The organism is Microbacterium sp. SORGH_AS_0428, assembly GCF_031453615.1.
In the GTDB taxonomy this organism is placed as follows: domain Bacteria; phylum Actinomycetota; class Actinomycetes; order Actinomycetales; family Microbacteriaceae; genus Microbacterium.
Genome location: NZ_JAVIZT010000001.1, coordinates 1,386,855 through 1,408,184, shown reverse-complemented (window position 1 = coordinate 1,408,184; position 21,330 = coordinate 1,386,855). Strand labels below are relative to the sequence as shown.

The window sequence follows — 21,330 nt, the reverse complement described above, 5'->3', positions numbered from 1 at the left end:
TACACCTTTGCGCCGACGCAGGTTCGCGGCCAGCGGTTGATCGCGGGGTCGACTCCTCCGTTCGGATTCCTTGGGTTCGCGGTCTTTGCTGTCGTCACCTTTCACCTCGACCGGATTCCCACCGCTGTTCGGCCTTGGCAGGGGCGCTGGTGACGCCGTCGAACATCGATCCGGCTTGGCCGGTGCTCGTCTTCGAATCCGACGGATTCTGCCAGCAGGTACCATCTCCCGCCGATGTACCGGGCCTTTATGAAGATGACTATTGGGATGAGGTCGCCGCGGCTTTCGATGCCCAATGCAGGCGAGTAGAAGTGTGGCATACGACCGAACCGGCTGTGCTGTCGGTGGTTTCGGTTCGGGACGACGCATCCTTCCGTGAATGGGGCGAGAAGGCGTTATCGCGAATGTGGCGAACGACCCGATTCCGAGTCAAGAGAGCGACCGTCGAACAAGAGGCCCGGATCAAGGCGCTCTCGGACGATGCTCTCTGGCAAGAGCTGTTGCGGCTGACCGGCATCAGGTAAGACAGAAGCGAGAAGTTGTCGTCCATCCCTCCAGCGAGCCAGCACGGTTCTGCCGCCTCCGAGCGGTGTACTGAGTTTCCGCGCTCATCACGCCGAGCTGTTGTGCCGATGCGACGGGACCTTCTGTACGCCTAGACGACGATGGAGCTGTAAGTGAACGCACGAGTTCCGGGTGCGGCGCGGAGGATCGAGCGGGTGGTTCAGGCGCAGGGATTCGATGCACGCACGGTGACCTCTGCCCGCGCCGTGAGACTGTTTCGAGCGATTCCCGGTAAGCGCTCGACGAAGTTTGAGCAGGTCGTGGTGATTCTGTTTCGGCCGCTCTCCCTCGAGTACCTGAGTGCGCGCTGGGCAGGCTGGCGACTGGTGGGGGAACAAGAGTTTCCCATCTCTCCGGAGGAGGAGATCACCGTCGTGTGGAGGGGTGAGCTCCCGGCATCTGCAGCATCACGGCTTGCCCGCAAGTCCACCGGTTCGGTGATTCCGGAGGCGGATGCTGCACATAAGCGGTGGCCCGGCCCCTTCAGTGTGGCGCGTCAGGACTCAAACGCCGAGGTTGGCCAGTATCTCCCTGTCACGATGTGGTCCTTGAGAGTGGTGTGGGAGGGTCGCGACGCGTCGCTTCGAGAGGCGATTGTCTTGTTCAACGGTGATGACGCCGACAGCGTCCCAGGGAGCGCCTTTTACGCGTGGCACGTGGCAGACGGTCGAGTGCTTCGTGTCGACCTCTTCTGTCCGGTTTTGGATGGTGTCTACGAGCGGGACGAGGTTTGGGTCCTTTCCGAGCGGTCGAGCATGAGCGTCGATGAGTACGTCGAAGCCAACGGTTTGGGGCCTCTCGGAGTTGAGCTCAAGGACCTGAGCGATGTCGCGTCCTGGCCGCTCGAGGCTGTGTTTCGGGTGAACCTGTTGGATCCGGCGACGGGCGTCCCGCGAGAGGGCATCCATGCCGAGCTCGAGAGGATCGAAGCAGAGCTGATGGCCCTTGACGTCTCCGACGGGCTGGAGTGGGAGCCCGACGGAGAAGAGAGCGATGGATGGTACGAATGGAGGCTGGGAACGAACTCGAGGGCTGACGTCCGGCGGTTCGTTCGTGAACTCTTCGCCGGGCTAACCCACCCGCTCGAACACACCGTCACCTTTCACAAGCCGTGACGGCCGCACGGCAGGATGCTGCAACGCGCGGCCGGGCCCATCGCGTCGTCAGGATATGGGAGGTATGAGGGGTGCGGCGGATGTCGAGATGGCTGCTGGCCTTCGGGCTCATTGTGCTTGCCCCTCTGGGGCTCTCAGCATGTGACAACAACCTTTGGCAGGGTCCACTAGCCGTCCGCGGGTCCGACCAGTCGCTGGAGATCGCCGTCTGTACGTCAGGTCCGATCGATGAGATCGTTGCGAGCTATCGAAACCTCTCTACGGACCTTGACTGGGTTCACTTCTGGGAAGTGAAAGCGCCTCTAGACGTCTCGCGAGGAGACGTCTTTGTCAATGGCGCTATCGCTGGCGCACCGATCGGGAGGTTTGCGCTTCCCGAGCTGCCGGCGGGCACGGAGATGGACGTCGCCCTCTACCTCAACGATTCACCGGTCGCCAGTGCGGTCTTCAAAGTTCCGACTACGGGATTGCCGGCCAACGAGTGGCTTCATCCTGACGGCGCCACGCGTCCTCAGCCTTGTGAACCAGTCAATTAGGCTCATGACGCCGAGCCGGGAGTCAGAATTGGCGGCAGCGTCCACCATGGCGACGGCTTCTCCGCGTTCAACCTGGGACTCCTCCACCATGAGCTCGGTGATATGGACTCCGCATCCGAAGCCTTTCGGCGGGCGAGGCGGATGGGTGATCTCACGGAACCCCCGGACGGATACGTGGGCGGATATGGGATGTAGCCCGATACCCACCTGGAAGCCATCTCGAACGGGTCAGGCGCGATCATGCTAGGTCGACCGCCCTCACGCGCGATCGTCGAAGATCCCGCCGGGCTCAGTCGATGAGACACGGATGCGGCGAGGCCGAAGCCCCGCCGCATCCGTGCGAACGCTTCGTCGCGCTCAGCCTTCGGCGCGCTCCAACTCGGCGACGCCGATCGAGGAGTCGGCCATGCCGTAGAACACGAACCAGCGCTCGCCGATCTTCTCGATAGCCGTGGGGAAGACGACATTGCCGAGGGTGCCCGAGAGCTCCTCTGCGGTCTCGGGCGCGAGCAGCGGCTCGGGTGTGCGCGCGAGCACGCGGCGCGGGTCGGCCGCATCCAACAGGATCGCGCCGGCGCTGTACTTCGACCCGTGTGCCAGCTCGAATCCGCGCGGCGTCGTACCGGAGACGCCGTGGTGCAGGAGCAGCCAGCCCTCGGGAACGCGCAGCGGCGAGGGGCCGGCGCCGATCTTGGCCGACTCGTACGCCGCCTCGGGGGCGACGATCTGCGACGAGTTCTCGACCAGGGTGAGCGCGTTGACGTCACGCGTCGCGGCTTCGAGATCGACATAGCCGATCCAGATCGACGGGCGGTCGTCGGCGATGCCGGCCGGCGGCCGCGCACCCTCGCCGGGTCGCAGCCAGTCCAGGTCCCACATGGGGCGATGCAGCAACGCCAGCGACGGATGCCCGTCCGGCCCCGGCACCGCTTCGGGGAAGAAGACGATGTCCTTGTTGGGGAAGAGATTCAGATCCGAGTCGAGCTCGGGCTGATAGGCGAAGCGGATGGGACCCAATCGCCGCCACGTGATCGTGTCCGTCGAGACGGCGATCGCGGACTTGGGTCCGAGCGGGCCGTACGCCACGTACGTCATCACATGGAGGCCCAGCGGCTCGACGAAGGTGATCCGAGGGTCTTCGACACCCGCGTTCTGACGTCCGTGCTCCCACCCCTCGTCGGGGGAGAGCACCACCCCGAGGCGTTCGACTCCCGTGGGCACACCGTCCTCGATCACCACGCGTGCCCGGGCGATGCGCGAGACGTTGCCCTCCGCGACGATGCGCGGATAGAGGTAGAGCTCGCCGTCGGGGCCCCACGCCGTTCCGGGGTTGAGCACGCCCTCCACCTCGTAGGGGTCGTTCGTGTCGGCTTCCATGAGGTTGCCGACCCGGCGCAGTGCGTACGCGATGGTGGCGTCGGGTTCGAGTTCGTCGGTCTGGGTCATCTGCCTTGCCTTGTCGAGGGACGGGTCGAGGATGCGGGTGCCGCGGCGATCAGCCCTTCACGGCCGAACCGAGGTTCGCCGAGGTGAAGTGCCGCTGGAAGGCGAGGAAGAGCACGACGACAGGAACGGCGAGCACGCACGCACCGGCGAGCACCGCCCCCATCGGGTTCGCGAGGAAGGAGCCGTTCGACTGCGAGAAGTTCGCGAGGCTCACCGCCAGGGTCTGCAGGTTGGCGTCCTTCGTGACCAGGAACGGCCACAGGAACTCGTTCCACGGGCCGATGAAGGTGACGAGCATCGCGGTCAGCACGGCGGGACGAACCAGCGGTACGGCGATCGAGCGGAGGATCCGCAGCTCACCGGCTCCGTCGATGCGCGCCGCGTCGAAGATCTCCTTCGGGATCTGGAGGAAGTACTGCCGGAAGATCAGCACGGCGACGGAGTTGATCGCGAACGGGAGGATCATGCCCAGGTAGCTGTCGGCCAGGTTGAAGTAGCGCACGACCATCACGTACAGCGGGATCATGAGCAACTGGAACGGAATGGCCTGCACGAGCAGCACGAGGGCGAACACCAGCCCCTGGCCGCGGAACTGCAGCACCGAAAGCGCGTAGCCCACGAGCAGCCCGAACACGAGCGTGCAGCCCACGACGCCCGCCGTCATGATCAGCGAGTTCAGCAGCGACCGGAACAGGTTGATCGACTCGTTGACCTCGACGAAGTTGTCGAGCGTCAGGTTTCCCGGGAGGGGGAGCAGCCCGAACAGGGTCGTGTCGCGCTGGCGCTGCAACGCGCCGAGCACCATGTAGTAGAACGGCACGAGCGCGGCGAGGGCGCCCAGGCCCAGCGCAGCGAAGCGAAGCGCCGCGAGGGCGCGGGAGGTGCCGACCGAGCGGGGCTGTTCCTTCGCACGACGGGTGCGCGGAGCGATCGAGGCCATCAGTTCTTCCTCTCGGTGAGGCGACGCGACACGAGCGACACGATCATCACGAGCAGCACGAGGATCATGCCGATCGCGGCCGCGATGTCCGGCTGCCCCTGCTGGATGCCCTTCTGGTACATCAACAGCGCGGGGGTGAGGGAGGCGCCGTTGGGTCCGCCACCGGTGAGCAGGTAGGGCTCGGTGAAGATCTGCCCCGTCGTGATGATCGACAACAGGATGACGAGCGAGGTCACCGGCGCCACCCCGGGCAGGGTCACCGAGCGGAAGCGCTGCCACCGGCCGGCGCCGTCGAGCTGAGCCGCCTCGTACTGCTCCTGGGGCACATTCTGGAGAGCTGCGAGATACAGCAGGATGTAGAAGCCGAGGTTCTTCCAGGTCACGTAGACCGCGATCAGCGGCATGATGATCGCGGGGTTGGCGAGCCAGGTCGGGTTCGGTGCGAGCTCACCCAGCAGCGTGTTCACCACGCCGTTGCCGTTGAAGAGGAAGATCCACACGGCGATGGTCGCCACCGACGCCGTCACGTAGGGGATGTAGTACGCGACGCGGAAGAAGCCCTTCCAATGCACGACCGCGTTCAGGCCGCTGGACAGGAGCAGACCCAGCACGACGGTCAGCGGCACGTTGATCACGAGGAACACGAGCAGGTTCAGGAACGCCTGGTGCACCTGCGGGTCGGCCAGCACCTGTGCGAAGTTGTCGAGGCCGACGAACGGCTGGGGAACCTGCACGCCGGGCGCCGTGAAGAAGAAGTCGTGGAACGACATCCAGATGCCGAAGCCGAAGGGCACGAGGAAGACCACGACGACGAACGCCACGTACGGCGCGCTCAGCAGCATCCCGAGGGGGTTCTCGCCCAGCCACCGCTGGAGGCGTCGGCGGCGGCGCGGTGACCCGTCGCGTCGGCTGATGAGCGCAGTCACTGCTGTCCGGCCTTTCGCCCTGGTCGCGACATCTCGCGTACTCCCTCGTCTCGCTCCGGGGGCGGCGACGTCGCGACCCCGGGTGTGCTGTGCACGTCACACGAGTAAACCGGTTTTTGTTCAAGAGATCAACTCGCGTTGGCATCGCGCATGATTCCGCGGTATGGCGAGGTTCGAGAGGGAGAGCATTCAACTAAATCGGACTAAACGACGCTATGATTCTGAGGTGCAGAACGAGCCTTCCCTTCCCAGCGGTGCGAGCGCCGGTGCTGCTCCCGCTCGGGGCAAGCGCAAGGGCGAGACCCGCAAGGCCACGATCGGAGACGTGGCCGCGATGGCCCGTGTCTCCAAGAGCGCGGTCTCCTTCGTCTTCAACGGTCGCGGCGGTGTGGGCGAGGAGGCGCGGGCGCGGATCCTGGATGCGGCCGCGGCCCTCAACTGGAAGCCGGATGCCCGTGCCCGCGCCCTCTCGCGCAGCCGGGCGCAGGCGCTCGGTTACATCGTGCGGCGCGAGCCGGAGCTCTTCAGCACCGACCCGTTCTTCCCGCAGTTCATCGCCGGTGTCGAGAGCACGCTGTCCGGCGAGGGTTACGCTCTCGTGCTGCAGGTCGTCGACAGCGAGGAGACCGAGCGCGCGGCGTACGCGAGTTTTGCCAACGAGGCGCGCGTGGACGGGGTCTTCCTCGGTGATCTGCGGATCGGCGACCAGCGGCCCGTCGAGCTGGCAGAGCTCGGTCTGCCCTACGTTCTCGTCGGACCGGACGCGCCCTCCGGCGCGGGCCCGGATCCCATCGGCCTCGACGACGCCGCGGGGGTGCGTCGGGCCGTGCGTCACCTTCATGCGCTCGGACACCGGCGCATCGCGCACGTCGGGGGCTCCGATCGTTACGTCCATTCCGCGGTGCGTCGCCGGGCATGGGAAGACGAGATGGCCGAACTCGGGCTCGAGCCGGGCGCCACGGTCGTCGCCGACTTCACCGGAGCGGCAGGTGCCAGGGCCACACATGAGCTGCTCGATCTGGCGGCGGCGCCCACCGCGATCATCTACGCCAACGACCTGATGGCGATCGCCGGGATGTCGGCCGCGATCGACCGTGGTCTGCGTGTGCCCGCCGACCTGTCCGTCGTGGGCTTCGACGACATCCCGCTCGCGCCCTACGTGGTGCCTCCGTTGACCACCGTCCGGCAGGACGTCATCCAGTGGGGGCGGGCGAGCGCGCGGGTGCTCATCTCCCTCGTGGAGGGGCGGGAACCCGCCCCGATCGAACTGCCCCCCGTCGAGTTCATCATGCGTGGCAGCACGGGCCCGGTGCGCGCCGGCGCGTGATCCGGCGCCGCGATTCGCGCAACCCGCGATCCCGCCTCTTCCGGGGCCGATATCCTCGCTGAGGGCATCCGCCCCTGCAGCCGTTCGGCTGCGGCCCTCGCATCCGGGAGAGTGCGTATGTCGGTCGGCCTGCTCGCCGTCGTCGATGACATCCTGACCGCCGCCATCAAGGCGAGCGCGAAGACCGCAGGCGTCGTGATCGACGACGCCGCCGTCACCCCGCAGTACGTGCAGGGCATCACGCCGGCACGGGAGCTGCCGGTGGTGTGGAAGATCGCGCTCGGCAGCCTCATCAACAAGTTCGTCATCATCATCCCGATCGCGCTGCTGCTGACCGCGTTCGCGCCGTGGGTCCTGCCTTTCCTGCTGATCCTGGGCGGCGGGTTCCTCTGCTTCGAGGGCGCAGAGAAGGTCCTCGAGTGGTTCGGTGCGCACCACGAGGATGCGGATGACGACTCCCCGCGCGACGAGAAGAAGCTCGTGTTCGGCGCCGTCCGCACCGACCTCATCCTCAGCACCGAGATCATGCTGATCGCGCTCTCGAGCCTCGACCCCGATTTCGGCATCTGGATGACCCTCGGCGCGCTTCTGGTCATCGGCCTCGCCATGACCGCCCTGGTCTACGGCGCGGTCGCGCTGCTGGTGAAGATCGACGACATCGGGCTGCGCCTCATGAAGAGCGACGCCCGCCGCATCCGCCGTTTCGGTGTGCGCGTCGTCGCGTCGATGCCGGCCGTGTTCCGGGTCATCAGCGTCGTCGGCACCGTCGCCATGCTCTGGGTCGGCGGTCACCTGGTCGTGGGCAATCTGGCCGAGACGCTCTGGGACGGACCCGAGCACCTGGTACACGCGGTCACGCACCTCGTGGAGGCGGCCGGCCCCGTCGTGGAGTGGCTCATCGAGACGGCGCTGTCCGCCGTCTTCGGGCTCGCGCTCGGACTCGTGATCGTGGCCGTCGTCACCGGAATCTCCCGTCTGACCACGCGCGGCACCCGCGCGGATGCGGGCCACTGAGCTCTGAGGACGCCACTGCGGGTTCCGGCGGGTTTGCGCCGCGCGCCGTATCGCGGCACGGCGCCGACTGTCATGATCGCGGCGTGAAATCTCTCAAGCCGCTCGTCCTGGTCGCGGCAGCCCTGGTGCTCACCGGCTGTTCGCAGACCGCGACGGACACGGCCGAGCCCGCGGGGAGCTCGGCCGCGGCGGGCGCCGATTCGGGTTCGGCGCCCGCGCCCGAGGCGGGGTCGGGCACGGGCGACGCCTGCGCGCTCGTGCCCTCCGCCGACATCGCCGCAGCGCTCGGTGTCGACGCGATCGAGGGGGTGGCCGCAGAGGGGCAGCAGGGTCTGCAGCAGTGCACCTGGGCCTATGCCGACACGCACAGCGCCATCGCCCAGTACACCGCCGACGCCGATGCCTTCCTTCCCGCAGAGCTCTATCCGCAGGGTGAGAACGCGCAGCCGATCCCCGGCGTCACCCGCGGCTGGGCCGATGCCTCGATCGGCACGATCCTGGTCGTGAAGGGTAACGAGGGCCTGCTGCTCGTCGACATCGACCCGGGCGGCTCCGGAGCCGACCCGACCCTGTGGACGAGCCTCGGGGAGACCATCGCGAGCCGCTTCTGACGCTGGTCTGCTGCGGGTTTCGGCGGATTCCGCATCCGGTTCGTATCGCGACGGGTCCCGGGCGTGGCACGATTCCCCCGAAACCGGCAGAGGGGCGGATCGCGTGGGCGACGACGTCGACGGCAGCGCCGAAGCGTGGCGGTTCGCCACGGGCATCCTGCTGCGCGTCTTCGGCGGTGACGCGGCCGTCGAACTCGCGGGTGCGTGTGCGCGCGCGGATGCGGCGCCGAACCGTGCCGACCGCGCGCTCTGCCGTGTCGCCGCCACGATCGCCGCGGTGATCGCCTGCCGGTTTCCGGATGCGGCTGCGCACGCTCGTCGCGCACTGGACGAGAGCGAGGGCTGCTCGCCTCCCGTCGCGCGCCTGGCATCGGCGGCGATGCTGACCGCGGATGCCATGGCGGGCACCGATCACGCCCACCGCCTCGGCGTGGATGCGGCGGCCGTCACCGCTGCCCTCACGCAAACGGACGAGGGGGCGCTGCTGACGCGATATCTGCTGGCCGAGGCTGCGCTCAGCTCGGGCGGCTTCGACGCCGCCGACGCGCTGATTCGCGGGGCGGCGCTCGCTCCCGGACAGGTGGTGACGGACGGCGCCCAGCACGCCGACCCGGCCGCGGTGGCCCTGCAGCTGCTCGCCGCGCGCAGCGGCGCGTTCCACGGGCGCCGCGACGACGTCAGGGCGATCGCCGAAGGGCTCTTCCGCAGTGCCGCGATCGTGCCGCCGCGGGCGCTCGTGGTGCTGCAGGCCATCGGAAGCTACGGTGCCGCGGTCGCCGGCGACCGGGAGCGCTTCTTCACCCTCGCGGATGCGGTGATCGCGCGCACGCGCCGGGACGAGAACTACCTCTCCGTCGGATCGTCCCTGTACGTCGCGTGGGGCTTCCGCGCGGTCGGACAGCTGCAGCGCGCCGCCGCGCTGCTCGTGTCGGCGGCGGGCGCCGACCTGTCGCGCTGCAAAGTGTGGGACCGTGCGTTCGCCACGGAAGTGCTCGTCGAGGCGGCGCTGTCGCGCGGCGACACCTACCGCGCGGGCGTCCTGCTGCGTCGCAGCGGCGCTTTGGCCCGCCATCGTGTGGCGGCCTCGTCGCTGACTCGCGCGCGCGGTGCGCTGGCACTGTCGCAGGGTCAGGTGGCGGACGCGGAGGCGCTGGCCGCGGCATCCGTGCGCATCGACGAGGCGGCGGGAGCGGCGACCGAGGTGCTGCGCGGCGAGCTCGTGCGCGCGGACGCGCTCGCCGCCTCCGAACCCGCGGCGGCACTGGAGCTGTTGCTGCGCCTTGCGCGGCAAGCGGATGCGGTGGGCTACGAGCGCCATCGCCTGCTCGCCGCCCGTCGCTGGCGCGAACTCGCCGGACGCGTCAGCGGCGCGCGGGGCGACCTGGCCGTCATGACCGAGAAGCAGCGCGCGGTGGCGGTGCTCCTCGCGGAGGGGAACACGAACGCCGCCATCGCGCAGGTGCTCTACCTCTCGCCGCGTACCGTCCAGAGCCACGTCGAGGACATCCTGCGCATCACGGGAGCGCCGACGCGCGGTCGCGCGGCAGCCCTCCTCGGTCCGCGGCGGGGGCTGGATCTGGGACAGCTGAGCCCGCGTCAGCGCCAGATCGCCGCTCTCGCGGCGGCGGGACGCCGCAACGCCGAGATCGCCGCATCCGTCGGGCTCAGCGTGAAGACCGTCGAACACCACCTCGCCGAGGCTCTGCACCGGCTCGGCCTGCCGTCCCGAGCGGGGCTCGCCACGGTGGCCTTCGAGCCTCTCGAGCCGGAGCCGGCCGACCTCAGCGGGTGACCGACTCCTTCTCCGTCTCGGTGACCGCGCGGCGAGCCCGCCGGCGGGCGACGACGCGTCCACGCACCGAGAACACCAGGACGGCGGCCAGCAGCACGTAGAGCGTGATGGTGATCGGGCTGTGCACGAGCACCGAGAAGTCGCCGTTCGCGCTCATCGCCGCATCCCGCAGGCTCGTCTCGGCCAGCGGTCCCAGCACCATCCCGATGATCAGCGGGGCGAGCGGGAAGTCCATCGCCCGCATCAGGAAACCCAGGATGCCGATGCCGAGCAGCATGAGCAGATCGAACGTCGACCCGGAGGTGGCGTAGATGCCCAGCGCGCAGAACACCGTGATGCCGGCGTACAGGTAGGGGCGGGGGATCAGCAGCAGCTTCGCCCACAGCATCGCGAACGGCAGGTTGAGGATCAGCAGCACGACCATCGCGATGAAGAAGCTCGCCAGCAGCGCCCAGACGAGCTCGGGGGCGCGGTCGAAGAGCAGCGGGCCGGGCTGCAGGCCGTATTGGCGGAACGCCGCGAGCATGATCGCCGCCGTCGCGGAGATCGGCAGGCCCAGGGCGAGCAGGGCGCCCATGGCCATGCCGGTCGTGGCGTTTCCCGCCGCCTCCGGGGCGGCGAGGCCGCGGATGGCTCCGCGCCCGAACTGCGGCTTCTTGCGCCGAGCGTCCAGTCGCTTCTCCAATCCGTAGGCGAGGAATGTCGGGATCTCGGATCCCCCCGCGGGCACGACGCCGAACGGCAGGCCGATCGCGGTGCCGCGCAGCCACGCCGGCGTCGCCTCCTTCAGCTCCTTCCGGCTGAGCCATGGCCGGCCCGTGGGCTTGATGATCTTCTTCGCGGTGTCGTGGCGCGCGAGGCACGCGACGAAGATGACCTCGCCGAGCGCGAGGATGGCCACGGTCACGGTGACCAGCGAGATGCCGTCGAACAGCTGCGGCGACTCCATCGTGAAGCGCGGTGCACCCGACACCCCGTCGATACCGATCACGGCGATGCCGAGGCCGATGAACAGCGACGTCAGTCCCTTGATGACGTTGTCCGTGACGACGGACGACGTCGCGGCGAACGCGAAGACGGCCAGGGCGAAGAACTCCGCCGGCCCGAACCTGCTCGAGAAGTCCGCGAGGGCGGGGGCGAGGAACACCACGACGATCGACGCGATGAAACCGCCGATGAAGGCACCGATGGCTGCGGTGGCCAGGGCCTGGGCGGCTCGGCCGCTCAGCGCCATCTTGTGACCCTCGAACGTGGAGGCGATGGCGGACGCCTGCCCCGGAGTGTTCATGAGGATGCCCATGGTCGAGTCTCCGAACAACCCGCCGAAGTAGACGCCGGCGAACATGATGAACGCGGCGGTGGGATCGAGCGAGAACGTGATCGGCAGCAGGAGGGCGACGGCCATCGAGGAGCCGAGGCCGGGCAGGACGCCCACGGCCGTGCCGAGGAGGCAGCCGACGAGAACCCAGAGCAGATTCTCCGGGGTGAAGGCGCCCGCGAATCCCTGTGCCAGAAGTTGCAGAGCATCCATGTCAGAACCCCCCGAGGATGCCGGACGGGAGCGGCATCCCGAGCAGCATGTCGAATCCGATGTAGGCGAGCGAGCTCAGGGTCGCGCCGACCGCGAGCATCTGGATGGGCTTGGACGCCCCGAATCCGCGGGCGATGCACCAGAACAGCAGGGTCGCCGCGATGAGCCAGCCGAGCAGATCGAGCAGCACCGCGAAAGCGAAGAACGACACGAGCACCCACGCGAGCGAGCGGACGTCCACGCGCACCGGCCGCGGTGGCGGCGGATCGTCGTCGGCGGCCTCGGCCGCCAGCAGCTCCGCCGTGAGCGGGTCGGGCATGGCGCGGACCTCCCGCACCGCCGTGATGGCGAGCGAGACGGCGAAAACGTAGAGGCCGGCGGTGACGATGCCGGGGAAGAACTGCGGCCCGGGGAAGGCGGCGCCCTCGGGCACCCGCATCGTCAGGATGCCGATCAGCAGGTACGTCGCGAACGCCGCCACGATGATGGGCATCGTCAGACCCTTCAGCAGCGCTGCGATGCCGGGTCCGGAGACGAGTCGCAGACGCTCGCCGAGGACGGCGGAGGTGGCGGTGGGATTGGCGGGAAAGGTCACAGGCCCATCTCCTCGTAGAGCGTGCGGATGCGGGACTCCTCGTCGTCGAGGAAGCCGGTGAGCTCGTCCCCGGTGATGACGCGCTCGGTCCAGCGGTAGCGGTCGACGGCGTCCTGCCACTGCGGGGTCTCGACGGAGTCGAGGATGAGCTCGGTGAGCTGATCCACCTCGTCGTCGGTGAGCCCTGCGGGGGCGGCGAGCATGCGCCAGTTGGTGAGCGAGATGTCGTAGCCCTGCTCGGACGCGGTGGGGATGTCGATCCCCTCGACCGGCTCCTTGGCGACGAGGGCGAGTGCACGGAGGCGTCCGGCCTCGATCTGGTCGATGTTGTCGGGGTATCCGCCCGCCGCGGCTTTCGCCGTGCCGTTGAGCAGCGCCTGGATAGCCTCGCCGCCGCCGTCGGACGAGATGTAGGTCGTCTCGACGGGGTCGATCCCCGCGGCGAGGGCGAGGTCGGTCACGACGAGCTGGTCGAACGAGCCGCCGCCCGTCCACGGCAGCGCCTTCGGGTTCTCCTGCCACGCCTCGACCAGATCGTCGAGGCTCTCGTAGGGGGAGTCCGCGGGAACGACGATGACGTCGTATTCCTCCACGACGACGGCCAGCGGCGTGACGTCGGCGAGGGTCGCGGCGGAGTTGAACTGGATCGTCGCGGCCAGCAGCCCCGTGCCGCCGACGAGCAGATTGTTCGCCTGGCCGTTGAGCACCGACACGTTGCCGAGGGCGATCGTGCCGCCGGCTCCTGGCATGTTCACGACCTGCACGTTGTTGACGAGGCCGTTCGCCTTCTGCGCCTGCTGCAGCTCGCGCGCGACCCCGTCCCATCCGCCGCCGGCGGCGGCGGGGGCGACGATGGTCATCGAGGCGCTGATCTCCTGTCCGGCGGCGGCCGAGCTGATCGAGCCGAACGCGGCGATGCCGACCGCGGCGGCGGTCACGACGCCGCCGATCACGCGGCCGATCACAGTCCTGGTGGTGGTCTTCGTCCGGGGGGCGGACTCGTCCGAGGGGGTGGTCATCATTGCTCCATTCGCGCGGACATCGTCGTCGCCGCGAGATCGACCTAGGATGGCAGCGCGCGAGACGGCCGGGCCGGTCGCGCCGATTTGTTCCCATAAACGCGCACGCGGCGACGTGGCCGCGCGGCGAGGAAGCGAGCACGATGGCGTTCGGGCACCGGCAGCGCGCCGTCCGGCTCGCCATGCTCGTGCTGCCCTCGATCGTCACCCTCGCCGCTCTCGGGGTCACGACGGCAGTCGCCCTCGCGCTGCAGGAGAGCCGCATCCGTGACGCGACGGCGGAGCGCGTGCAGGAGGTGGCCACCAGTCTCGCCGCCCTGAGCGAGGTGCGGCAGACCGTCGCAGCCGTCTCCGACGCGGGATCACCGGATGACCTCGCCGATGCGGCGGATCTCGCTCCCGCGACGGCGGCGCTGCAGCCGATCGCGGAACTGGTCGCCCGCGCTGCGGGCGTGTACTACGTGGTCGTGACGGACGACGAGGGCGTGCGCATCACGCATCCGCTCGCGTCCGAGCGTGGCGTGCAGGTGTCGACCACGAACGCCTCGGTGCTCGCGGGCACCCCGTTCCTCGGTACCGAGACGGGCCCGTCGGGGCCGTCGTTGCGCGCGAAGGTGCCGGTCGTCGACGGAGACCGCGTGGTGGGCATGGTCGCGGTCGGGGTGCTCGAGTCCGACATCGCCGCCGAACGCGAGCAGGCCTTGGGTGCACTGCTGCCCTGGGCGGTGGGGGCGCTCATCGTCGCGACGCTCGCCAGCTCCGCGCTCACGGCGGCGGTCGAACGCCGCTTCCGCCGGCTCGACGAGCTGGCACTCGAGCATGCGCAGATGGGGCGCACGACGGCGGCGCTTCGCGAGCAGTCCCACGAGTTCACGACACGCCTGCACGTCGTGCACGGGCTCGTCTCCCGGGGCGATGCGGACGAGGCGCTCGCCTACATCGAGGATCTCGTGCCGGTCTCAGGCGCTCGGCACGACGAACGGGATGCGGGCATGCCGCTGCGCGATGCCGCCGTCCACGCGGTGCGCTCCGACGTCCTCGCGCACGGTGCGCAGGTCGAGTTCGACATCGCCGTCGCGCGCGACATCGATGACGAGGTCGTCACCGTCCTCACCAACCTGTGCCGCAACGCCGCGGAGGCGGGGGCCGGCCGCATCCGCTGCATCCTCCGCGAGCGCGGCGACCTGCTCGTCGGGGCGGTCGAGGACGACGGGCCGGGCGTCGATCCGCGCCAGGCGACGCGCATCTTCGCCCTCGGGTTCTCCTCGAAACCGGATGACTCGGGCGGCGGACGGGGCATCGGTCTCGACCTGGTGCGCCGCCTGGTCACCGCCCGCGGGGGAACGATCGAAGTGGGCGCCGCGGCGCTCGGCGGCGCCCGGTTCTCCTTCGAGATGGCGAGGCATCCGTGAACGGGAACATCCGCGTCCTCGTCGTCGACGACGACAGGGGAGCCCGCGCGCTGCACAGCGGCTTCGTCGCAGCGACGAGCGGCTTCACGGTCGTCGGCACGGCGGCGAGCGGGCGGGAGGCGCTGGGCTTCGAGGTCGGCGCGGTCGATCTCATCCTGCTCGACATGCGACTGCCCGACATCAGCGGCATCGAGGTGCTGCACCGCCTTCGTACGATCGGCGGGTCGGAGGTGGATGTGCTCGTCATCAGCTCCTCACAGGACCAGACGACCGTGCGTCAGGCCCTCGCCGCGCACGTGGTGGGGTATCTGATCAAGCCCTTCACCGAGTCTGCGCTGCGCGCCCAGCTCGAGCAGTACCGGACGCGACGTCAGCAGGCGCAGCAGGATGCGCGCGAGCGCCCGCTGAGTCAGGGTGAGATCGACCGGCTGCTGGCGACGGGAGGCATCCGTACCGGGGTGCACGCCGCCGTGGCGCCCGCTACCGCGCCCGCACTGCCGAAGGGTCTCGCGCAGCCCACGCTCGATCGGGTGGCGGCAGCCCTTGACCCCGTCATCGCGCGGTCGGGCGCCGACGTCGCTGCCACGTGCGATCTGTCGCGAGCGACGGCGCACCGCTATCTGACGCATCTCGTCGACCTGGGGCTCGTCGATCGCGCCCATCGCTACGGCAGGCGAGGCCGTCCCGAAGTCCTCTATCGGCTCGCGCCGGCGCACGCCTCGGATCCGACGGCGCGCTGAGAACCCTCGCCCTCGACCGGCCGGTCGTGATTGTGTGGGCGCACGCGAACCCACGCCCGGAGGCAGCAATGAACGCTCGTCGAGGTCCCCACCGTCCGTCCGCCGGAAGTGAGGACCGGCTGAGCATCAATCCGGTCTTCGTGCGGCCGGGGGAGGCCACCGAGTTCGACCGCTATCGGCTCCCGTCAGGACCGAGCCTGCCCGAGACCGCGTACCAGATCGTGCACGACGAGGCGATCCTCGACGGCAACTCGCGTCTGAACCTCGCCACCTTCGTCACGACGTGGATGGACGATCACGGGCAGCGGCTGTATCGCGAGGCCTTCGACAAGAACATGATCGACAAGGATGAGTACCCGGCGACCGCCGAGATCGAGGAGCGCTGCTGGAGGATGCTGGCAGACCTCTGGCATGCACCGGAAGACGCCGAGGCGATCGGTACCTCCACGATCGGCTCGTCGGAGGCCTGCATGCTGGGCGGGCTCGCGCTCAAGCGGCTGTGGCAGGAGCGTCGGCGGGCTCAGGGGCAGCCGACCGATCGGCCCAACCTGGTCATGTCGGCCGCGGTCCAGGTGGTGTGGGAGAAGTTCTGCAACTACTGGGAGATCGAACCGCGGTACGTGCCGGTCTCCCCGGAACACCTGGTGCTGGACGGCGAAGGTCTGGAGCAGTACGTCGACGAGAACACGATCGGCCTCGTCGCGGTGCTGGGGCAGACCTTCACCGGGCTGTACGACCCGGTCGCGGCCATTGCGGCGAAGCTCGACGAGATCGAGGCCGCGACCGGCTTCGACGTCCGCATCCATGTCGACGGCGCCTCCGGCGCCATGATCGCCCCCTTCTGCCAGCCCGAGCTGAACTGGGACTTCCGCATCCCGCGCGTCAACTCGATCAGCACCTCGGGGCACAAGTACGGACTCGTCTATCCCGGAGTCGGCTGGGTCGTCTGGCGGGATCCGTCGGTGCTTCCGGAGAGCCTCGTGTTCCACGTCAGCTACCTCGGCGGGGACATGCCCACCCTCGCCCTCAACTTCTCCCGACCGGGCGCGCAGGTGCTGCTGCAGTACTACCAGTTCCTCCGGCTCGGGCGTGAGGGCTATCGGGCCGTGCAGCAGAACTCGCTCGATGTGGCGCAGTTCCTCTCGGGTGAGATCGGACGGATGGGACCGTTCGATCTGGTGAGCCGAGGAGACACCATCCCGGTCTTCGCTTGGACCCTGAAGCCCGGCCACACGGACGTCTGGAATCTCTACGACCTGGCGGACCGTCTGCGGATGAAGGGGTGGCTCGTTCCGGCGTATCCGATGGCCGACGACATGAGCGATACGGTGCTGCAGCGGATCGTGGTGAAGGTCGGTCTCAGCAGAGATCTCGCGGCGTCGCTCATCGCGGACATCCGCGCCGAGGTGGACTTCCTCGACCGCCTCGATGCGCCGTTGCCCCGCGAGCGCACCACGGGTTCCGGTTTCCATCACTGACCCCGGCGACGACGATGGGGTCCGGTCACGAGATTACGATCACCGTGTGAGCGCGATCCTCGACGACCTCGTCTTCCGTCCGGCCCGTGTCGAGGACGCTGCCCGCATCCTCGCGTTCTGGGCGGAGGCCGCCGAGAACGAGGCCCGTCCGGCCGACGACGCCGCGACGGTGGAGACGCTGGTCCTCCGGGACGCGACAGCTCTCGACATCGCCGTGCAGCAGGACCGCGTGGTGGGCACGCTGATCTCCGGCTGGGACGGATGGCGGGCGCACCTCTACCGCCTCGCCGTCCACCCCGAGCTGCGAGGTCGCGGGGTCGCGGGTGAGCTGCTTCGTCGCGCGGAGGACCGGCTGGTGCGTCTGGGGGCGCGGCGGCTCGATGCCATGGTGCTGGAGCAGAACGGGCTGGGGCAGTCGTTCTGGGCCACTGCGGGATTCAGCCCTCAGCACGAGTGGCGGCGGTGGGTGCGCTCCGCCGAGTGATGCGCGCTCGCGGAGGCCGGGCTCAGTCGCCCGCCGACGGGAGGAACACGATCTTCCCGTGCACGTCACCGACCTCGGCGCGTTCGTGCACCCGCGGCAGATCCTCGAGCGGGAGACGCTCGGCGATGTCCACGCGGAGCTCGCCGCGATCGACGAGCGACACCAGGCCCGCGAGCTCGTCGGCATCGGAGCGGACGAAGATCGTCACGGCCCGGACGCCGCGCGCCTCGTCACCGGGGGTCGGCACCGTCGGCGTGGTCGAGACCACGACGCCGCCGTCGCGCACCAGCGGGACGAGCGACGCGAAGCCCTCCGCCGTCACGGGCGCGAGGTTCAGCAGCACGTCGACCGGCTCGGTCACGGCGTTCCGCAGTGTCGTGACGGTGTGATCCACGATCTCGTGGGCGCCGGCAGCCTCGACCCGCTCGCGGCTGCGTCCGCTCGCGGTGGCGATCACGTGCGCTCCGGAGCGTCGGGCGAGCTGAACGGCATAGCCGCCGACCGGCCCACCGGCCCCGTTGATCAGCACGCGCTGCCCGGCGCCGAGACCTGCCGCCTCGAACAGGGCCTGGGACGCGGTGAGTCCCACGGAGGGCAGGCCCGCCGCATCCGCCAGCGGAATGGCGAGCGGGGCCTTCACGAGGACGGCTGCCGGTGCCACCACGTATTCGGCGGCCGCGCCGTCCGCTTCCATGGGGATCAGCCCGATGACGCTGTCGCCGATCTCCAGATCGTCGACGCCCTCGCCCAGCGCATCGACGGTGCCCGCGACGTCGTAGCCCGGGGTGTGCGGAAGCGTGATCGGGATGGGGAGGAAGCCTCCGCGCATCCCGCCGTCGGCCGGGTTGTAGGCGACGCCGGCGACGCGGATGCGTACCTGGCCGTTGCCGGGCGCGGGCGCCGGCACATCCTCGTAGCGCAGCACCTCGGGGCCGCCCGTCTCGTGGAACCGTACTGCCTTCATGATGTCTCCTCAGATAGGTGCTTCGGATTCGAAGCATGTCGCCGACGATAACAGTGATTCGAGTTCGAAGCAACTGTTTCGAATCGGTAGCACTGTTACGCTCGCGACATGGGTTCTTCTCAGCCGGGTCCGAGCGCCGTCCAGCTCGCCGCATACTTCGGCCTGATCGAGGTCAGCAGTCTTCTGCGCCATGCCGTCGAGCAGCAGCTCAAAGAGGCCGGCGATCTGAGCTATGTCCAGTTCCAGCTGCTCGCGACGCTCGGTGATGCCCCGGAAGGTTCCCTGCGGATGACGGATCTCGCCGACGGAGTCGTCTACAGCCGCAGCGGCCTGACCTACCAGGCTCAGGTTCTCGAGAAACGAGGGCTTCTCGCCCGATCGACCGCGCCAGACGATGAGCGCAGCGTTGCGGTGACCCTGACCGCGCAGGGCAGCGAGGTGCTCGGACGGGTCTTCCCCGGGCACATCGCGATCCTGGAAGATCTCCTCTTCGCGCGGCTCTCGGCCGGCGACGTCGATGCCCTCGCTGACATCCTCGGCCGGGTGCGTGACCATATGAGGCACACGTCGCCGCGCTCTGCAGCCGCCCGGCGTCGGCGCGCCGTGTCCGAGGGGGATGTCGCATGATCGAGGTCGATGCCGTGCGCGTCGTCTCCGGTGATGTCACGCTGCTCGACACGATCACCCGGCGTGTGGATGCGGGCACGGCGCTGGCCGTGCGGGGAGGGAACGGTTCGGGGAAGACGACCCTCCTGCGCGTGCTCGCCGGTATGCAAGCGCCGTCCGCCGGATCGGCGCGCATCGCCGGGGCCGCGATCTCGCAGCGTGATCGCCGCTATCGGCGACGGGTCGCCGCGATGATCGGGCTGCCGCCGTTCGCGCCCGATCTCACCGTGCTCGAGCATGTCCGCCTCGTCGCGGTGACGTGGTTCGCGCCGGCTGAGGCCGAGACCCGTGCGCGCGCCGTGCTGAGCGAGCTCGGTCTGCAGACGCTGCACGAGCGGTTCCCCCATGAGCTGTCGTCGGGGCAGACGCAGCTCTTCGGCCTCGCGCTCGTGCTCGTGCGTCCGTGCGATGTGCTTCTGCTCGACGAACCCGAGCAGCGTCTCGACCCCGAGCACGTTGATGCGGTCATCGCGGCGCTGCGGGCGCGACGCGACGCGGGCGTCACCCTCGTCGTCGCGACGCACCATCCGCGGCTTGCGCAGATCGTCGCCGACGAGACGGTGTACCTGGAGCGTGTCGCGTGAGCGGCGGCGTGCGCACCGCCGTCGCCCTGTGGCGGCAGCGGGGCGCCAGGAGCGGCGAGCTGGCCTTCACCGTGTACCTGCTCGCGATGGTCGCCCTCGTGGCGGTGGCGCCGGTCGTGCGAGCCGTCTGGCTGGGGGCTGCAGGACCCGGCGGGCTGGCGCTGTTCGCCGACCCGCGCGCGCCCCGCGTCATCGCACTGGTCGCCGCGGTCATCTGGGCGGCGGCGTTGGCGGCGGGACCCTCGCGCGGTCCGGCTCTTCGCCCGCCCGCACTCAGCTATGCGCTGGGAGCCAGCGCCATCCCGCGCTCGAGAGCCTTCCTGGGGCCCGTGCTGACCGCGGGGATCCTCTCGATCGGGCTGTGGACCGCGGCGGCGGTGCTGGCGGGTGGGAGCCTCGCGGCGAACGGGATGGCCTCCGCGACCGCCGTCGCCGGCTTCGTTGCGGCCGGTGCGCTGGGCGGAGCGGTCACGGTCTGCGCCTGGCTGCTCGGACAGGCCCTCCCGCGCCTCGCGCTCCCGGCCGCGGCCTTCGTGCTCTGCCTCGGGGCGCTCGCAGTCGCCGTTCCTGCCGCGGGCGTCGCCACGCCGATGGGCTGGGTGGCCGCGGTCTACCCGCTCGGCGGCGCGACGGGCGGCCTCATCCCGCTGACGGTCCTCGCGCTCGCCCTCGCGGCGTCGGTCCCGTGGCTGCTGGACCGGCTGCGCACGGACGATCTGCTCGCGCAGGCCTCGCGCGCGGATGCGGCACAGACATCGATAGCGGGGCTCGATCTCGGACAGGCATCGGAGCTCTACCGTGCCCGACCGGCGCACGGTCGTCGCCTGCGCGCCCTCGCTTCTCGCGGCCCGCTCTGGTCGGTCGTCCTGCGCCGGGATGCCGTCGGGTCCCTGCGCACACCGCTGCGTCTTGCGCTCGGGGCGACGGCGCTGGCGCTCGCCGGCGTCCTGGCGGTGCTCGCGCTCGTACCCGGTACGCCGACGCTTCTGCTCGGCGCCGTCGCCGGCCTCCTCTCCTTCGCGGGCCTCGGGCCGGTGACCGACGGCATCCGTCACGCCGCGAGCGCTGCGGCCGATGTGCCGCTGTACGGTGTGGCGGATGCGACGCTCGTCGCGTGGCACGCACTGTTCCCGCTCGTGGTCGCCGTCGCTCTGGCGACGCTCGCGGCCGGGCTCGCCGTGACCGTCGTCCCCGTCGCGAACGGGGCCTCGGCCGTCCTGGTGGCAGTGCTGGGGGCGCTGATGGCGCTGGCACTTCGGCTGGCGAGCGCGCTGAAGGGCCCGATGCCTCCCGCCCTGCTCGCGCCGGTGCCGACGCCGATGGGCGACCCGATGGCGGGCGTGCGGCTCGTGTGGGCGCTGGACGCAGTCGTGCTGGCCGCGGCATCGGGGGCGGCGATCGTGCTCCTTCCCGCGGTTCCGCTCGCGACCTGCGCGGTGGCGGGTGTGGTCACCGCCACGATCGCGGCGCGCTGGCGCGGTCGGCGCTGAACCGACCACCTGCCCGTCGAGTGAGCGCGGTGTCATCCGGCGAGCACGCGATCAGATGCTCACTGGGTGAACGGATGCGCGCTCGGCGAGCGGCGA

20 protein-coding genes are annotated in these 21,330 nt (G+C 69.6%); 13 read left to right on the top strand and 7 right to left on the bottom strand.

The window, feature by feature from the left end:
* Positions 1 to 149: 149 nt before the first annotated feature.
* Together QE374_RS06700 and QE374_RS06695 are read left to right on the top strand one after the other, a co-directional pair.
* Positions 150 to 524, top strand: coding sequence for a hypothetical protein (locus QE374_RS06700; protein WP_309733285.1), 375 nt, complete (start codon positions 150 to 152; stop codon positions 522 to 524).
* 153 nt (positions 525 to 677) lie between these two features.
* Positions 678 to 1,679 carry a hypothetical protein gene (locus tag QE374_RS06695; protein ID WP_309733284.1) on the top strand — a complete coding sequence of 334 codons (1,002 nt, stop codon included), beginning with the start codon at positions 678 to 680 and terminating at the stop codon, positions 1,677 to 1,679.
* An 893-nt stretch (positions 1,680 to 2,572) separates the two neighbouring features.
* Here the strand turns inward: QE374_RS06695 and QE374_RS06690 are convergent.
* The 3 genes from QE374_RS06690 to QE374_RS06680 are packed head-to-tail and all read right to left on the bottom strand — an operon-like array spanning position 2,573 to position 5,527.
* On the bottom strand, positions 2,573 to 3,661 hold the full coding sequence (locus QE374_RS06690; protein WP_309733282.1) for a glycosidase: 1,089 nt from the start codon (positions 3,659 to 3,661) through the stop codon (positions 2,573 to 2,575).
* A gap of 49 nt (positions 3,662 to 3,710) precedes the next feature.
* Positions 3,711 to 4,601, bottom strand: a complete 891-nt coding sequence (locus tag QE374_RS06685; RefSeq protein WP_309733280.1) for a carbohydrate ABC transporter permease — start codon at positions 4,599 to 4,601, stop codon at positions 3,711 to 3,713.
* Positions 4,601 to 5,527, bottom strand: a complete 927-nt coding sequence (locus QE374_RS06680) for a sugar ABC transporter permease (RefSeq protein ID WP_309733278.1) — start codon at positions 5,525 to 5,527, stop codon at positions 4,601 to 4,603. Before QE374_RS06680 ends, QE374_RS06685 begins: the two co-directional genes overlap by 1 nt.
* A gap of 226 nt (positions 5,528 to 5,753) precedes the next feature.
* Here QE374_RS06680 and QE374_RS06675 point away from each other — a divergent pair, with 226 nt between their 5' ends.
* From QE374_RS06675 to QE374_RS06660, 4 genes are all read left to right on the top strand, one after another.
* Positions 5,754 to 6,854 carry a LacI family DNA-binding transcriptional regulator gene (locus QE374_RS06675; protein WP_309733277.1) on the top strand — a complete coding sequence of 367 codons (1,101 nt, stop codon included), beginning with the start codon at positions 5,754 to 5,756 and terminating at the stop codon, positions 6,852 to 6,854.
* Positions 6,855 to 6,971: 117 nt separating this feature from the next.
* Positions 6,972 to 7,868 carry a DUF808 domain-containing protein gene (locus QE374_RS06670; protein ID WP_309733275.1) on the top strand — a complete coding sequence of 299 codons (897 nt, stop codon included), beginning with the start codon at positions 6,972 to 6,974 and terminating at the stop codon, positions 7,866 to 7,868.
* 83 nt (positions 7,869 to 7,951) lie between these two features.
* Positions 7,952 to 8,479, top strand: coding sequence for a DUF3558 family protein (locus QE374_RS06665; RefSeq protein WP_309733273.1), 528 nt, complete (start codon positions 7,952 to 7,954; stop codon positions 8,477 to 8,479).
* 103 nt (positions 8,480 to 8,582) lie between these two features.
* Positions 8,583 to 10,271: a helix-turn-helix transcriptional regulator gene (locus QE374_RS06660; RefSeq protein WP_309733271.1), complete on the top strand. Its 1,689-nt coding sequence runs from the start codon at positions 8,583 to 8,585 to the stop codon at positions 10,269 to 10,271.
* On the opposite strand, the gene QE374_RS06655 is transcribed toward QE374_RS06660, so the two are convergent.
* From QE374_RS06655 to QE374_RS06645, 3 genes are read right to left on the bottom strand one after another with little or no spacing between them, the layout of a single operon-like run.
* Positions 10,261 to 11,802 carry a tripartite tricarboxylate transporter permease gene (locus QE374_RS06655; RefSeq protein ID WP_309733269.1) on the bottom strand — a complete coding sequence of 514 codons (1,542 nt, stop codon included), beginning with the start codon at positions 11,800 to 11,802 and terminating at the stop codon, positions 10,261 to 10,263. The two genes, QE374_RS06660 and QE374_RS06655, sit on opposite strands and share 11 nt — an antisense overlap.
* 1 nt (position 11,803) lies before the next feature.
* A complete protein-coding gene (locus QE374_RS06650) occupies positions 11,804 to 12,397 on the bottom strand; it encodes a tripartite tricarboxylate transporter TctB family protein (protein WP_309733267.1) in 594 nt (197 codons plus the stop codon).
* A complete protein-coding gene (locus QE374_RS06645) occupies positions 12,394 to 13,416 on the bottom strand; it encodes a tripartite tricarboxylate transporter substrate-binding protein (RefSeq protein WP_309733266.1) in 1,023 nt (340 codons plus the stop codon). Before QE374_RS06645 ends, QE374_RS06650 begins: the two co-directional genes overlap by 4 nt.
* Positions 13,417 to 13,559: 143 nt before the next feature.
* On the opposite strand from QE374_RS06645, the gene QE374_RS06640 reads away from it, so the two are divergent.
* The 4 genes from QE374_RS06640 to QE374_RS06625 all read left to right on the top strand — a co-directional run bounded on the left by QE374_RS06640 (position 13,560) and on the right by QE374_RS06625 (position 17,530).
* Positions 13,560 to 14,828, top strand: coding sequence for an ATP-binding protein (locus QE374_RS06640; protein WP_309733264.1), 1,269 nt, complete (start codon positions 13,560 to 13,562; stop codon positions 14,826 to 14,828).
* Positions 14,825 to 15,568 (top strand): response regulator, encoded by a 744-nt coding sequence (locus QE374_RS06635; RefSeq protein ID WP_309733261.1) that lies wholly within the window; start codon positions 14,825 to 14,827, stop codon positions 15,566 to 15,568. Before QE374_RS06640 ends, QE374_RS06635 begins: the two co-directional genes overlap by 4 nt.
* 68 nt (positions 15,569 to 15,636) lie before the next feature.
* Positions 15,637 to 17,046, top strand: a complete 1,410-nt coding sequence (locus tag QE374_RS06630) for a glutamate decarboxylase (RefSeq protein ID WP_309733259.1) — start codon at positions 15,637 to 15,639, stop codon at positions 17,044 to 17,046.
* Between the two features lie 46 nt (positions 17,047 to 17,092).
* Positions 17,093 to 17,530, top strand: coding sequence for a GNAT family N-acetyltransferase (locus tag QE374_RS06625; RefSeq protein ID WP_309733257.1), 438 nt, complete (start codon positions 17,093 to 17,095; stop codon positions 17,528 to 17,530).
* A 22-nt stretch (positions 17,531 to 17,552) separates the two neighbouring features.
* Here QE374_RS06625 and QE374_RS06620 read toward each other — a convergent pair whose 3' ends face one another.
* Positions 17,553 to 18,494: an NADP-dependent oxidoreductase gene (locus QE374_RS06620; protein WP_309733255.1), complete on the bottom strand. Its 942-nt coding sequence runs from the start codon at positions 18,492 to 18,494 to the stop codon at positions 17,553 to 17,555.
* Between the two features lie 108 nt (positions 18,495 to 18,602).
* Here QE374_RS06620 and QE374_RS06615 point away from each other — a divergent pair, with 108 nt between their 5' ends.
* From QE374_RS06615 to QE374_RS06605, 3 genes are read left to right on the top strand one after another with little or no spacing between them, the layout of a single operon-like run.
* Entirely contained in the window at positions 18,603 to 19,121 is a 519-nt protein-coding gene (locus QE374_RS06615; RefSeq protein ID WP_309733254.1) for a MarR family transcriptional regulator, read from the top strand.
* Entirely contained in the window at positions 19,118 to 19,744 is a 627-nt protein-coding gene (locus tag QE374_RS06610; protein WP_309733252.1) for an ABC transporter ATP-binding protein, read from the top strand. Before QE374_RS06615 ends, QE374_RS06610 begins: the two co-directional genes overlap by 4 nt.
* Complete coding sequence (locus tag QE374_RS06605; RefSeq protein ID WP_309733250.1) at positions 19,741 to 21,234, top strand: hypothetical protein; 1,494 nt, start codon at positions 19,741 to 19,743, stop codon at positions 21,232 to 21,234. Before QE374_RS06610 ends, QE374_RS06605 begins: the two co-directional genes overlap by 4 nt.
* Positions 21,235 to 21,330: the final 96 nt, after the last annotated feature.

Bases quoted from the DNA above. Each gene is read 5' to 3' on its own strand.
- QE374_RS06630 (WP_309733259.1), top strand. From the start codon at position 15,637: ATGAACGCTCGTCGAGGTCCCCACCGTCCGTCCGCCGGAAGTGAGGAC.
- QE374_RS06685 (WP_309733280.1), bottom strand. From the start codon at position 4,601: ATGGCCTCGATCGCTCCGCGCACCCGTCGTGCGAAGGAACAGCCCCGC.
- QE374_RS06610 (WP_309733252.1), top strand. From the start codon at position 19,118: ATGATCGAGGTCGATGCCGTGCGCGTCGTCTCCGGTGATGTCACGCTG.
- QE374_RS06620 (WP_309733255.1), bottom strand. From the start codon at position 18,494: ATGAAGGCAGTACGGTTCCACGAGACGGGCGGCCCCGAGGTGCTGCGC.
- QE374_RS06615 (WP_309733254.1), top strand. From the start codon at position 18,603: ATGGGTTCTTCTCAGCCGGGTCCGAGCGCCGTCCAGCTCGCCGCATAC.
- QE374_RS06690 (WP_309733282.1), bottom strand. From the start codon at position 3,661: ATGACCCAGACCGACGAACTCGAACCCGACGCCACCATCGCGTACGCA.
- QE374_RS06655 (WP_309733269.1), bottom strand. From the start codon at position 11,802: ATGGATGCTCTGCAACTTCTGGCACAGGGATTCGCGGGCGCCTTCACC.
- QE374_RS06640 (WP_309733264.1), top strand. From the start codon at position 13,560: ATGGCGTTCGGGCACCGGCAGCGCGCCGTCCGGCTCGCCATGCTCGTG.
- QE374_RS06645 (WP_309733266.1), bottom strand. From the start codon at position 13,416: ATGACCACCCCCTCGGACGAGTCCGCCCCCCGGACGAAGACCACCACC.
- QE374_RS06670 (WP_309733275.1), top strand. From the start codon at position 6,972: ATGTCGGTCGGCCTGCTCGCCGTCGTCGATGACATCCTGACCGCCGCC.